13 protein-coding genes are annotated in these 13,073 nt (G+C 59.9%); 5 read left to right on the top strand and 8 right to left on the bottom strand.

Going from position 1 to position 13,073, the window contains the following annotated elements; all coding sequences use genetic code 11:
• Nucleotides 1-16 precede the first annotated feature (16 nt).
• The 6 genes from BTE54_RS22050 to BTE54_RS22025 all read right to left on the bottom strand — a co-directional run bounded on the left by BTE54_RS22050 (nucleotide 17) and on the right by BTE54_RS22025 (nucleotide 4,397).
• Nucleotides 17-460 carry a hypothetical protein gene (locus tag BTE54_RS22050; protein ID WP_245316680.1) on the bottom strand — a complete coding sequence of 148 codons (444 nt, stop codon included), beginning with the start codon at nucleotides 458-460 and terminating at the stop codon, nucleotides 17-19.
• Nucleotides 461-539: 79 nt separating this feature from the next.
• Complete coding sequence (aat, locus tag BTE54_RS22045; RefSeq protein ID WP_078053997.1) at nucleotides 540-1,184, bottom strand: leucyl/phenylalanyl-tRNA--protein transferase; 645 nt, start codon at nucleotides 1,182-1,184, stop codon at nucleotides 540-542.
• Between the two features lie 6 nt (nucleotides 1,185-1,190).
• The gene (gene accC, locus BTE54_RS22040; protein WP_063951155.1) at nucleotides 1,191-2,537 is read right to left on the bottom strand and encodes an acetyl-CoA carboxylase biotin carboxylase subunit; all 1,347 of its coding nucleotides are present in this window, start codon (nucleotides 2,535-2,537) and stop codon (nucleotides 1,191-1,193) included.
• A gap of 12 nt (nucleotides 2,538-2,549) precedes the next feature.
• Nucleotides 2,550-3,041 (bottom strand): acetyl-CoA carboxylase biotin carboxyl carrier protein, encoded by a 492-nt coding sequence (gene accB, locus BTE54_RS22035; protein WP_078053996.1) that lies wholly within the window; start codon nucleotides 3,039-3,041, stop codon nucleotides 2,550-2,552.
• Nucleotides 3,042-3,066: 25 nt separating this feature from the next.
• Nucleotides 3,067-3,504, bottom strand: a complete 438-nt coding sequence (gene aroQ / locus BTE54_RS22030; RefSeq protein WP_077982408.1) for a type II 3-dehydroquinate dehydratase — start codon at nucleotides 3,502-3,504, stop codon at nucleotides 3,067-3,069.
• Between the two features lie 125 nt (nucleotides 3,505-3,629).
• On the bottom strand, nucleotides 3,630-4,397 hold the full coding sequence (locus tag BTE54_RS22025) for a DsbA family protein (protein WP_078053995.1): 768 nt from the start codon (nucleotides 4,395-4,397) through the stop codon (nucleotides 3,630-3,632).
• A 173-nt stretch (nucleotides 4,398-4,570) separates the two neighbouring features.
• Between BTE54_RS22025 and BTE54_RS22020 the strand changes: the two genes are divergently transcribed.
• On the top strand, nucleotides 4,571-5,728 hold the full coding sequence (locus BTE54_RS22020) for an aminotransferase class I/II-fold pyridoxal phosphate-dependent enzyme (RefSeq protein ID WP_198939227.1): 1,158 nt from the start codon (nucleotides 4,571-4,573) through the stop codon (nucleotides 5,726-5,728).
• Nucleotides 5,729-5,766: 38 nt separating this feature from the next.
• Here the strand turns inward: BTE54_RS22020 and BTE54_RS22015 are convergent, their stop codons facing one another.
• Nucleotides 5,767-6,450, bottom strand: a complete 684-nt coding sequence (locus BTE54_RS22015; protein WP_078053993.1) for a winged helix-turn-helix domain-containing protein — start codon at nucleotides 6,448-6,450, stop codon at nucleotides 5,767-5,769.
• Nucleotides 6,451-6,524: 74 nt separating this feature from the next.
• On the opposite strand from BTE54_RS22015, the gene BTE54_RS22010 reads away from it, so the two are divergent.
• The 3 genes from BTE54_RS22010 to BTE54_RS22000 all read left to right on the top strand — a co-directional run bounded on the left by BTE54_RS22010 (nucleotide 6,525) and on the right by BTE54_RS22000 (nucleotide 8,044).
• Nucleotides 6,525-6,851, top strand: coding sequence for an NIPSNAP family protein (locus tag BTE54_RS22010; RefSeq protein ID WP_078053992.1), 327 nt, complete (start codon nucleotides 6,525-6,527; stop codon nucleotides 6,849-6,851).
• On the top strand, nucleotides 6,848-7,207 hold the full coding sequence (locus BTE54_RS22005) for an antibiotic biosynthesis monooxygenase (protein ID WP_078053991.1): 360 nt from the start codon (nucleotides 6,848-6,850) through the stop codon (nucleotides 7,205-7,207). Before BTE54_RS22010 ends, BTE54_RS22005 begins: the two co-directional genes overlap by 4 nt.
• Before the next feature lie 132 nt (nucleotides 7,208-7,339).
• Entirely contained in the window at nucleotides 7,340-8,044 is a 705-nt protein-coding gene (locus tag BTE54_RS22000) for an SDR family oxidoreductase (protein ID WP_078053990.1), read from the top strand.
• Nucleotides 8,045-8,193: 149 nt separating this feature from the next.
• Here the strand turns inward: BTE54_RS22000 and BTE54_RS21995 are convergent, their stop codons facing one another.
• Entirely contained in the window at nucleotides 8,194-11,088 is a 2,895-nt protein-coding gene (locus BTE54_RS21995) for a ribonuclease E/G (RefSeq protein WP_078053989.1), read from the bottom strand.
• 645 nt (nucleotides 11,089-11,733) lie between these two features.
• On the opposite strand from BTE54_RS21995, the gene BTE54_RS21985 reads away from it, so the two are divergent.
• Nucleotides 11,734-12,993 (top strand): N-acetylmuramoyl-L-alanine amidase, encoded by a 1,260-nt coding sequence (locus BTE54_RS21985; RefSeq protein WP_065653948.1) that lies wholly within the window; start codon nucleotides 11,734-11,736, stop codon nucleotides 12,991-12,993.
• Nucleotides 12,994-13,073 lie beyond the last annotated feature (80 nt).

The raw sequence follows: 13,073 nt of genomic DNA, 5'->3' as shown, positions 1-13,073 counted from the left end.
TAACCCACGACCGCGCCTATTTCTGGCGTCTGAGCTTCTCGGCCAAATCGGCCAGGGCTTTGCTTTTGCTTTCCAGTTGTTCGATCATTTCCTCCCGTGTCAGTTCAGGCTCGATCACGATCGGAACGGTGAACTTGTTGGGCTGATCGCTGGCGGGAGGTGAGGGGAACCTGATTTCAGAAAATGCCCTCTTCACGGCCGTTCTTGTCTGATAGGTGCTATCCCTTATGTTTTTGACCTGAACAGCCTGCATCTTTCCCGCCGGGTCAACGCGGAAAGTAACAAGGAGTACCTGCTTCTTGTTCGTCCGCACGACCTTGAATTCGGGGCGGCCGGTTACGCCCGTCAAGGCTCGGGAAATTTCGCTTCGCCAGGCGGCCTGCGGGTTGGGGCGCTGTTCGGCAGCGGTGACATTCGCCGCCGGCGTCAACATCAATAACAAGGCCGCAATCCAGCGCATGGCCATCCCCCGGCAAACCATATATCATGATCGGATAGGTCATGTTTTCGAGGGTTGCAAGCAAAATCTCAGGTTGTTTTCAGCGTAGATTTTCTTGCGCCGACGATTTTTCGAATGGTACGTCCGGCCTGTCGACAGCCGCTTCAAGTATCGTGGCATATTCCGACTTCGGAATATCGATTGCCCCGAATGTCTTCAGATGTTCGGTCGTAAATTGCGTGTCGAGCAGCGTAAACCCCTGCTGCCGCAAACGCTCGACCAGATGCACGAGGCAAATCTTCGATGCATTGGTGCGGCGGGAAAACATGCTCTCGCCGAAGAAGGCGGCGCCCAGCGAGACGCCGTACAGCCCGCCGACGAGCTCCTCGCCCTCCCACGCCTCGACGCTATGGGCGTGGCCGATCTGGTGCAATTCGGTATAGAGCCTGCGGATGGTGGCATTGATCCAGGTGCTTGGCCTGTCCGGCGCTTCCGCCGCACATCCGGCCATCACCGCTTCGAAGGCGGTGTTGAAGCGAATCTCGAACGGCTTCCTGCGCATCGCCTTGGCGAGGCTTTTGGAAACGTGAAAACCATTGAGCGGGATGATTCCCCGAATTTCCGGCTCGACCCAGAAAAGCTCGGGATCGTCAGCCGAATCGGCCATTGGGAACAGGCCGGCGGAATAGGCGCGCAGCAGGATATCGACCGTTATGCCGTTATTTCTACTGCGCCGCCCAACCATATCGTCTTAGTGAGACGCGTCACCGGCCAGATATTTTTCCAGCCAGTGAATGTCGTAATCGCCCTTCAGGATATCCTCGTTCTGAAGGAGATCCTGGAAAAGCGGCAGCGTGGTCTTGATGCCATCAACGACGAATTCGTCGAGCGCCCGACGCAGACGACGAATGCATTCGTCACGGTCGCGGCCGTGAACGATCAGTTTGCCGATCATGCTGTCGTAATAGGGCGGGATCTTGTAGCCCTGATAGGCACCGGAATCGACACGCACACCAAGACCGCCCGGCGTGTGGAAATAGGTCAGCGTGCCCGGTGAGGGAACGAAGGTGCGCGGGTCCTCGGCATTGATACGGCATTCGATGGCATGGCCATGGAATTCGATATCCGCCTGCGTGACCGACAGGCCCTGACCGGAAGCGACCCGGATCTGTTCCTGCACGAGATCCATGCCGGTGATGGCTTCCGTCACCGGATGCTCCACCTGCAGACGGGTGTTCATTTCGATGAAATAGAACTCGCCGTTTTCATAGAGGAACTCGATGGTGCCGGCGCCGCGATATTTCAGCTTGCGCATGGCGCTCGCGCAAATCTCGCCGATCTTCATGCGCTGTTCGACGGTCAGAGCCGGCGAATTGGCTTCTTCCAGCACCTTCTGGTGGCGGCGCTGGAGCGAGCAATCGCGTTCGCCAAGGTGAACGGCATTGCCTTCGCCATCGCCGAAAACCTGCACTTCGATATGGCGCGGTTTGCCGAGGTATTTTTCCATGTAGACGGCGTCGTTGCCGAAGGCTGCTGCCGCTTCGGATCGGGCCGTCGCAACGGCCTCTTCCAAATCGGCTTCGGTCTTGGCCACCTTCATACCGCGACCACCGCCGCCCGCCGTCGCCTTGATGAGGACCGGGAAGCCGATCGTCCGGGCGATTTCGAGCGCGTTTTCAGGCTTCACTTCGCCATCGGAACCGGGAACCACGGGAATGCCGAGTTCCTGCGCCGTCTGCTTGGCGGTGATCTTGTCGCCCATGATGCGGATATGTTCGGCGGTCGGCCCGATGAAGGTGATGCCGTGCGCGTCGAGAATGTCTGCGAACTTGGCATTTTCCGACAGGAAGCCGTAACCCGGGTGAACGGCGTCCGCACCTGTGATTTCGCAGGCCGCAACGATCTGGTGGATGTTGAGGTAGCTGTCACGCGAGGGCGGCGGGCCGATGCACACGCTTTCGTCGGCAAGGCGCACATGCATGGCATCCGCGTCGGCCGTGGAATGCACGGCCACCGTCGGAATGCCAAGTTCCTTGGCGGCGCGCAGGACGCGTAGCGCGATCTCGCCGCGGTTGGCTATGAGGATCTTCGAAACCATGCTGAACCGCCTTTATTCGATGACCACGAGGGCTTCGCCATACTCCACGGGCTGAGCGTCGTTGACGATGATTTCCACGACCTTGCCGGACTTGGGAGCCGGGATCTGGTTCATGGTCTTCATGGCTTCGACGATGAGGATGGTCTGGCCTTCCTTGACGGTTGCACCCACTTCGATGAAGGGACGTGCGCCCGGGGCAGGCGAAAGATAGACCGTGCCGACCATCGGCGAGGACACGGTGTTGGCCGGGTTGCGGGCAGGCGCTGCGGAGGCCGCAGGGGCGGCCGGCGCGGCTGCGGCCGGTGCAGCAACGGGGGCTGCTGCCGGTGCGGGCGCATAAGCAGCAGGCGCTGCGGCATAGACCGTGGCGGCGGGAGCGGCGCGGGAAACGCGGATGCGCAGGTCGTCCTGCTCCACTTCGATTTCCGAAAGGTCGGTATCGTTGAGGATATTCGCGAGTTCGCGGATCAGTTCCTTGTCGATACCCTGTTTCTTTTCAGACATGACAAACCCTATTCTTTGTTTCTTTTTATGCCGTGATGTTTTTCAGCGCGTGAAGCGCCATGATGTATCCATATGGTCCGAAACCGCAGACCATGCCCTTTGCCGCGGGTGATACCATCGATTTGTGACGGAACTCTTCGCGGGCGTGGATGTTGGAAATGTGCACTTCCACGACGGGCGTGGAAATCGCGCGAATGGCGTCATGCAACGCGATGGATGTGTGGCTGTAGGCGCCGGGATTGATGACGACGCCCGCCGCCCGCTCGCCCGCCTCCTGCAACCAGTCCACCAGCACGCCTTCGTGGTTGGACTGGCGGAATTCCACTGCGAAACCGAGATCGGCACCGGCTTGAAGGCAATCATTCTCGATGTCCTTCAGCGTCTTGCCACCATAGATACCCGGTTCCCTTTTTCCCAGCATATTGAGATTGGGGCCGTTGATGACGATGATGATGTTGCTCATTCACGTTTCCATAAGAAAATCAGCGACACCTATAGACTGCGCAGCCGTCAAGGAAAAGCCCCCGCAAGCCCTAAACCGGCCGCTTGGCAAGCATCTCACAGGGAATGCAGTGGCTTTTTTAGCAATCAGGAGCAGGTGGCTTTTCCACAGCTGCGCATATTGGCGATTTTTTCCTTCAGCGGGTCAGCGCCGACGGCGCCGAAAACCGCCTCGTCGCCGACGATATAGGAGGGCGTTCCGGTGATGCCGAGGCTGGTTGCCAGCTTGTAAGTCTCCTGCACCTGCTCGTCATTGGGGTTCTCCGCCATCGATTTGCGGATGTCGGCTTCCTTGAGGCCGAGCGAGGTCGCGACTTCCATGGCGCTGTCCTCATTCGCCCGTCCGCGACCGCCGAGCAGCGTGCGCTGGAATTCGGGGTACTTCGCCGGTGCAAGCAGCTTCACGGCGTTGGAAACGCGGTGCGCCGCAACCGATTCCGGTCCGAGGATCGGGAATTCCTTGAGGACGACACGCACCTTCTTGTCGCTCTTCAGAATATTGTCCATGTCGCCCATGGCGCGTTTGCAATAACCGCAATTGTAGTCGAAGAACTCGACCAGCGTGACATCGCCATCCGGGTTGCCGAGCGCCAGATCGAATTTCGATTCGAAGATGGCCTTCTTGTTGTCGGCGACGGCTTCCGCCGCCTTGGCGTTGCGCGCCGCATATTGCTTGCGCTCAAGCGCATCCTGAACCTCAAGCATGATCTCCGGGTTCTGGATCAGATATTGCTTGATGAACTCGCCCATTTCCTTCTTCTGCTGCTCGTCGAGCGCATGGGCGGGCAGGGAGGCGAATACCGTCGAAAGGGCCGTCACGCTGGCGAGAAGGGTGGAACGGAGAAAATGCGCCATATCGGTCCTCATTCTGTGCGGCCGGAGCCTCTTGAAATCTTATGAAGGCAATTACCTTACTTTAAGCCAAATGCCATACGGCAAAAATACTTGTCCGCATTATGATCGCATGATTGTGAAGATTGTGATTCTGCGGCAAGTCTCTGAAATACGGTTCAGGAAAGAGCATGCCCTTGATTACGATGTCGAAGCGGAGCGCAGTCGAACCCTTTCACGCCATGGATATTCTGGCGGAAGCGAATCGGCGCAGGCAGGCGGGCCGCCCCGTCATTTCCATGGCGGTCGGCCAGCCCTCGCATCCCGCGCCGAAAGCCTCGCTTGCGGCGGCTGAGGCGGCGCTGAAGCATGGGCGGATCGGTTATACCGACGCGCTGGGTCTGCGTGAGCTGCGCGAGGCGATTGCCGGCCATTACCGGCTGCGCCACCAGGTCGCCATCGATCCGGCCCGCATCGCCGTGACCACGGGCTCGTCTGCCGCCTTTAATCTCGCTTTCCTCAGCCTTTTCGATGCGGGCGATTATGTCGCCATCGCAAGGCCCGGCTATCCGGCCTATCGCAATATTCTGAAGGCTCTCGGCCTCAATGTCGTGGAAGTGCCGGTTACGGCGGAAACCGGCTATACGCTGACGCCGGCAAGTCTGGAGCGGGCGGAGACAAAGGCCGGCTGCAAGCTGAAGGGCGTGCTTCTGGCAAGCCCGGCCAATCCGACCGGCACCGTTACCGGCCGTGAGGCGCTGAAGCGGTTGGCGAGCTACTGCGAAAGCCGCGACATGGCTTTCATTTCCGACGAGATTTATCACGGCCTTACCTTTGTCGGCGAAGAGACGAGTGCGCTCGAAATCACCGACAATGCCGTGATCATCAACTCCTTCTCCAAATATTATTGCATGACCGGCTGGCGCATCGGCTGGATGGTGCTGCCCGAAAATCTGGTCCGCCCAGTCGAGTGTCTGGCCCAGAGCCTTTATATTTCCGCGCCCGAACTGTCGCAGCTTGCGGCGACCGCAGCCTTTTCGGCGGCGGAGGAGCTGGATGTCTATCGGGAAAGCTATCGCACCAACCGCGATTTCCTGATGGCGCGCCTGCCGGAGATCGGCCTGCCGCTGGCATCCCCCATGGATGGCGCTTTTTACGCCTATGTCGATACCAGCCGTTTTTCTAATGACAGCATGGATTTTGCCAAGCGCATGATGGCGGAAATCGATGTGGCGGCGACGCCGGGCATGGATTTCGACCCCGAGGAAGGCCACAGGGCGCTGCGCATTTCCTATGCGGGTTCCGTGTCGGATATCGCCGAGGCCGTTGGACGTATTGCCGGCTGGCTGAAATAAGCCGGGGTCATCCGCTCGGGGAAATCAGGTAAGGGAAATCAGGCGGGCGTGCAGCCGAAGGTGCTGTTGAACGCCTTTTCACCCTTTGCAGTGAAGGTCAGCACACGGCCGTTTCCGCGCCGCAGCCAGTCGCGCTGCTGCATGGCTTCGAGAAGCGATGCACCAAGCCCGCCGCCGAGATGATGGCGACGTTCGCTCCAGTCCAGGCAATGCAGGCAGACCGGGCGACGGGCCTTTTCGAGTGACGAAAGGTCGATGCCGAAGCTTGAGAAGAAGTCGCGTCCGTTCTCGGTTAGGGCAGGATCGTCACCTAACGTCACGAGCCCTTTTGCGGTGATGGCGGCAAGCAGCGCCACGCCGCTTTCCCCGGCCAGATGATCGTAGCAGATGCGCGCTTCCCGCAATGCCTTGTCCTTCGGTCCCGTGCGGACGCGGACTGCGCCCGTGCGCTGGGCAAGACCCATCAACGCTTCCAGAACATGCGCCACATCCTCGTCGGAAAGACGGAAATAGCGGTGACGCCCTTGTTTTTCCGCTTTCAGGAGCTGCGCCTCGGAGAGTTTCGATAGATGCCCGCTGGCGGTCTGCAACGTCACTCCGGCGGCTTCGGCAAGCTCGCTTGCGGTCAGCGCGCGTCCGTCCATCAGCGCCGTCAGGATGTTGGCGCGGGCAGGGTCGCCGATCAGCGCGGCAACATTGGCGATCAGAGGTCCGTCTTTCATGCTTCGATGGTAGCCGAAGCATTGATGCAAAGCAATGGCTTAAAAGAGAGAGGCAAACCACGAGGAGACAAACGATGCTGACCTGTTTCATCCGCTACGAGATCGATCCTTTCAAGGTCGACGCCTTCGAGCGATATGCCCGCACATGGGGTGAGGCGATACCGCGCTGCGGGGCTGGTCTGATCGGTTATTACGCGCCGAAAGAGGGATCGAGCACCATTGCCTACGGTGTCTATAACATCGAAAATCTCGCCGCTTACGAAGCCTACAGGGCACGGCTCGCCGCCGATCCTGCAGGGCGGGAAAATTACGAATTCGCCCGCCGCGAACAATTCATCCGTCGCGAGGACCGGCTTTTCCTCGGTCTCGCCTCCGCTCCGCACGCCGGAGGCGGACAATGATCGCCGTTATCTTCGAGGTCTGGCCGGCTCAAGGCGAGAAGCAGCATTATCTCGACATCGCGGCAGGCCTGCGGGCTGAGCTGGAAACCATCGACGGCTTCCTGTCCGTCGAGCGGTTTCAAAGCATCGGCAATCCGGACAAGATGCTCTCTCTGTCCTTCTTCCGGGATGAGGAGGCGGTGAGGGCATGGCGCAACACCATGCCGCATCGCGCCGCGCAGTCGCTGGGCCGGTCCGGTGTTTTTTCCGATTACCGGCTGCGTATCGCGCAGGTGATCCGCAACTATGGCCTGGAGGAGAGGGAAGAAGCGCCAGCCGACAGCCGGAAAGCCCATCCGGGAGAGGGAACAGCTTAGGCTGATATTTCCAGCATCAGTTTTTCTGCATGCCGCTGCAAGGCTTTCTGGTTCGAACTCGCCTTTGAAACCCGTTATAGATGGGCCAATGTGGTGCGGGACACCCTTAAGGTTAGGACAAGGAGAAAAGCGATGTCGGCAGAAAAAGTGGCGATTGTAACGGCAGGCGGCAGCGGCATGGGGGCTGCTGTGGCGAAACGTCTGGCTGCGGATGGCTACAAGCTCGCGATCCTGTCTTCTTCCGGCAAGGGAGAGGCGCTGGCGCAGGAGCTGGGCGGCATCGGCGTCACCGGCTCCAACCAGTCCAATGACGATCTCCAGCGGCTCACGGATCTGACACTCGAAAAATTCGGCCGCATCGATGTGCTGGTCAACAGCGCCGGCCATGGCCCGCGCGCCTCCATTCTCGATATTACCGATGAGCAATGGCACACCGGCCTCGATGTCTACCTTATGAACGTCATCCGCCCGACGCGGATCGTTGCCCCCGTTATGGTGAAACAGAAGGCGGGCGCCATCGTCAACATCTCGACCGCCTGGGCTTTCGAACCGAGCAGCATGTTCCCGACATCCGCCGTGTTCCGTGCCGGCCTTGCCTCCTACACCAAGATTTTCGCCGATACCTATGCGGCCGACAATGTGCGCATGAACAATGTTCTGCCCGGCTGGATCGACAGCCTGCCGGCGACGGAGGAGCGCCGCGAGAGCGTGCCGATGCAGCGTTACGGCAAGAGCGAGGAAATCGCCGCCACCGTGGCATTCCTTGCCTCTGATGGGGCCGGTTATATTACCGGTCAGAATATCCGCGTTGATGGCGGGCTGACGCGGTCTGTTTGACGGGTTGGCCTTTCCCACTCCTCATTCCCGTGACAAGCGCAGGAATGAGGAAATGTCAGCGGCTCAAAAAAACGCCCGTTCTTTGCGCCGATAAAAGAAAACGCCCGCAACATCGTTGCGGGCGTCTTTTATTCAGGATGTGGCTTCTCTCAGAAGAAGCCCTTGCGCTGCCACCAGCCACCCTTGCGGGGCTTCGGCTCCTCGCCATCGGCGGGGGTGGAGGAACCGGAAGAGGTGACCACCGGCTCCGAGCTCGAGACATTGCTGCCCCGGTTCGCGCGGACCTTTTCTTCCGTGGCCGGTGCTTCCGCTTCCGAAGCCAGATCGGCCGAAGCCTCACCCGCTTCTTCAATGGCGACGTCCACCACGGTTTCCTCAACGATCACCGGCTCCACCGTTTCAACGGCTTCGGCCTTCGGCGCTTCCTCGGTTTCAGTCTTGGCTTTCGCCTTGCGGGTGCGGCGCGGCTTTTTCGGCACGTCCTCTTCCGCGACCTCGGCAACCGCACCTTCCACCACCTCGGCGGCGGTCGGCTCTTCGGTTACGGATGCTTCGGCGGAAGCCTCTTCGCTTTCACCTTCGGCTTCCGAGCCGGCGGCATCGAGAGCCTCGTCTTCCGCACGGTTGCGACGTCCGCCGCGCTTGCCGCGACGGCGGCGCTTGCGCTTGCCGTCCTCTTCGGAGGTTACGGCTTCCGTTGCACCGTTTTCGGTTTCAGCATCGGCTTCATCGGTTTCGACGCCATCGTCATCACCTTCGGCATCATCGCCTTCCGCATCGCCGGACTGGGCGTCGAGCGCGCCGTTCTGCTCGCCCTGACCGCCCTTGCCGCGACGGCGGCGGCGACGCTTGCGCTTGCGCTTGCCTTCCTCGCCATTGTCGCCCTGCTGCTGCTGGCGTGGCTCGGCGGTCTGCGCCTTGACGATTTCTTCCTCGTCTTCGTCCTCTTCCACCTCGGCGACGAAATCGTCTTCCTCTTCCACGAAGTTCGGCAGCATCTGGATGAGGCTTTCGATCTTCACCGGATTTTCGACGGCTTCACCGCGATCGATGGCGAAATGCTGCGCACCGACGCCGGCGTCAGCAGCGATGATGATCGACACGCCGAAGCGGCCTTCATAATCGACGATCGTGCCGCGCTTGTGGTTGAGCAGGTAGAGCGCCGTTTCCGGCGTGCAGCGCACCGTGATGTTGTGGGTGGTGTTGCGCAGCAGATATTCCTCGACGCCGCGCAGCACATGCAGCGCGATGGAGGATTCCGAGCGAACATGGCCCGTGCCGCCGCAATGCTGGCAGACCTGCGTGGTCGATTCCAGCACCGAAGCGCGGATGCGCTGGCGCGACATTTCCAGTAGGCCGAAATGCGAGATACGGCCGACCTGGATGCGCGCGCGGTCGTTCTTCAGGCAATCCTTGAGCTTCTTCTCGACAGCGCGGTTGTTGCGCTTTTCTTCCATGTCGATGAAGTCGATGACGACAAGGCCGGCAAGGTCGCGCAGGCGCAGCTGGCGCGCCACTTCTTCCGCCGCCTCGAGGTTCGTCGTCAGCGCGGTTTCCTCGATGGAATGCTCGCGGGTCGAACGGCCCGAGTTGACGTCGATGGAAACCAGCGCTTCCGTCTGATTGATGATGAGGTAACCGCCCGACTTCAGCGTGACCTGCGGCTGCAGCATCCGGTCGAGTTGGGCTTCGATACCGGAGCGCGAGAAGATCGGGTGAATGTCGCGGTAAGGCTGAACCACCTTCGCGTGGCTCGGCATCAGCATCTTCATGAAGTCTTTGGCTTCACGATAGCCGTCTTCACCAGAAACGATGATCTCGCCGATATCCTTGTTGTAAAGATCGCGGATCGAACGCTTGATGAGCGAGCCTTCCTCGTAAACGAGGCAGGGGGCGGTGGAATTCAGCGTCAGCGTGCGGACATTTTCCCACAGGCGCATCAGATATTCGAAGTCGCGCTTGATTTCGACGCGGGTGCGGTTTGCGCCGGCGGTGCGCAGAATAACGCCCATGCCCTGCGGCACTTCCAGATCGCGCGCGATTTCCTTCAGGCGCTTGCGGTCGGCCGGCTGTGTGATCTTGCGGGAAATACCGCCGCCACGCGCCGTATTCGGCATCAGAACGGAATAACGGCCGGCGAGCGACAGGTAAGTGGTCAGCGCCGCGCCCTTGTTGCCGCGCTCTTCCTTGGCCACCTGCACCAGAAGAATCTGGCGGCGCTTGATGACTTCCTGAATGCGATACTGCTTGCGCGGCTTGCGGGCGACGCGGTCCGGAACCTCTTCCATGGCGTCTTCGGCGCCGACAGATTCGATCACTTCCTTTTCGTGGTGATCGTCATCGTCGTCGTCATCATCGTCATTGCCGCGGCGAAGACCCTCGACTTCCTCGGAAATCGTGTCGGTATCGACCATGGCGGCCATTTCACCACCGGCGCTGCCATCGTCTTCGGAAGACGCTTCGGCGGCCTCGGCCGCTGCGGCTTCTTCTTCTGCCGTCTTCTTCTTGGCGCGGGGGCGGCGGGTGCGCTTCTTCGGCTTTTCTTCCTCGGCGGGCGCTTCTTCGGCTACGGCCTCGACGGCCGCTTCTCCGGAAACCTCTTCCGCGGCAGGTGCAGTCTCTTCGACGACGACCGTTTCAGTGGTTTCGCTGGCGGAAACAATGCCGACATCCGGCTGATCCACCTGCGAAAGGTCGATCATGGGGGCGCCGGGCTCGGGTGCGTCAGCGGATTCGAAATCGTCGCTGCGGCGATGATCCTCGGCTTCCGCTTTCAGGAGGGCCTGACGGTCGGCGAGCGGAATCTGGTAATAGTCCGGATGGATTTCCGCAAAAGCGAGAAAGCCGTGGCGGTTTCCACCGTAGTCGACGAAGGCCGCCTGGAGGGAAGGCTCAACGCGCGTAACCTTGGCAAGATAGATATTGCCGCGGATCTGTTTCTTGTGCTCCGATTCGAAATCGAATTCTTCGATCCGGTTCCCACGGACAACGACTACGCGTGTCTCCTCTTCGTGGGAGGCGTCGATAAGCATTTTGTCTGCCATGTAAGCTGTGCTCCTCGGCGCAGCCTTGTTTTATACGAGAACAGGCCCGCCACACGGACGAGCCTTTCATATGAGTGCAAGGATGTGCCGGAAATGAAGTCTCCTGCCGGGCGTCTGTAAACTGGCAGCATCCGGACCGACGGCGAGGCGCTTGGCCTGCTCCTGGTATCCGGTTCATGTGAAAACTGCTGCGACATCATTGGCCAGGCGGAACGACAATAATATATAGACCCCTTGGGATCCGATGAATTTGCTCTCCTCAGAGCGGCGGTGGCAGCGCCACCGGGTAGGTCTCCGGCCACGGCCGGAATTGATCGAGTTTCAGGATAAATGTAACGACGGCAGATGATTGCCCGATTTGCAGCGCCAGCGTCTTTTTCGATTGGCAGCCGGCGGGCATCTATCCCGTCAACACTTTTAACCCTCATCCGTGTTGTATGTTTTCTCTGTCATAATAGCAATAGGCTGGCTAAATATGCCATATTATTGGTGGAATTTCCGGGTTAACAATTGGTTCACCAAGGCCTGCGATTGTGGGGCGCAAACGCGCAAACTATCGTACGGCGTGGTCGAAACGGCACTGTTGCCGGCGTTTTTCCTCGCCGTTTATCGAAAATGACTGAAATACGGAATTTCTTGAAGACCATGAATTTCACGCGCAACGCAGCGATATTCGGTGGGAGAGGGCGGCTTGGCGCGCGAATCGCGCGGCTTGCGGCGGCTCTGGCATTTTCCGCCGTCGCCTCTGTTTCCGCCGCGCCTGCAGCCCATGCCGTGGAGCCGCTCGTCGTTCATCAGGCGCGGATCATCGGCGATGAGGCGCGCACGCGCATCGTTCTCGACTTCGCCGAAGAGCCGGAATTCGACGTTCACTATCTCGATTCGCCCGCCCGCATCGTTGTGGACTTTCCGGCGGTGAATTTCAGCTTTCCCGCATCCGACCTGAAGCCGACCGGTCTTTTTTCGGATATCCGTTTCGGCAGCATGGGGCAGAACAGCGCCCGCATCGTGCTGACGGCGAAAAAGCCGGTTCAGGTGGCGGTTGCCGAAACCAAAAAGACCGATAACGGCCAATCTTTCCATTTCGTGCTCGATACGGAAATCACCACCAAGGGCAAGTTCGCGGAACTGGTGAAGGATCAGCAGTGGCAGGCGCCAGCCCCGGTGACGACTGCCGCGATCACGCCGGATGACAAGACGTCGCGGCCAGCGGAATTCGTCATCGCTGTCGATGCCGGCCATGGCGGCATCGATGCGGGCGCCACCGGCGGCACCACCGGCACCGAGGAAAAGGTCATTACGCTGACTTTCGCCAAGGAACTTGCCGAGCGGCTGAACCGCGAGCCAGGCATCAAGGCTTTCCTGACGCGCGATTCCGATACGTTTCTCGCCTTGTCGGAACGGGTGACCATCGCCCGCCAGAACAATGCCAACCTCTTTATTTCCCTTCATGCGGATACGTTGAAGCAAAAGGGCATCCGGGGCGCGACCGTCTATACATTGTCGGACCGGGCATCGGACCGGCAGGCGCAGGAACTGGCGGAGCGCGAAAACAAGTCTGACCAAATCGCGGGCGTCGCTGCTTCCAGCGAGCCGCCGGAAGTGGCCGATATTCTTCTTGATTTCACCCGCCGTGAAACGCAGGCCTTTTCGGTGACGCTGGCTGAAAACATCGTCTCCTCCTTTGAGGGGCAGGTGGGGCTCATCAACAATCCGCACCGTTACGCCGGTTTCATGGTGCTGCGCGCCCACGATGTGCCGTCGGTGCTGCTGGAACTCGGTTTCCTCTCCAATCCGGAAGACGAAAAGCTGCTTCTCGATGGGGAATGGCGCAAGAAGGTGGCCGATACGCTGGCAACCGCCGTTGGGCGATACCGCGCCAAGGCCATGGCAAATGGCGGCTGAGAGGGCAGCCGGCGGAGCGGCAATGCTGTTGCCGCCCTGCAATTGACCGCCGAAAAGCTGTTCAATTCTTGGGTCTTGCG

The organism is Agrobacterium sp. YIC 4121, assembly GCF_002008205.1.
GTDB lineage: Bacteria > Pseudomonadota > Alphaproteobacteria > Rhizobiales > Rhizobiaceae > Agrobacterium > Agrobacterium leguminum.
Note: the sequence above shows the minus strand (reverse complement) of the source record. Positions and strands in the feature narration are given on the sequence as shown.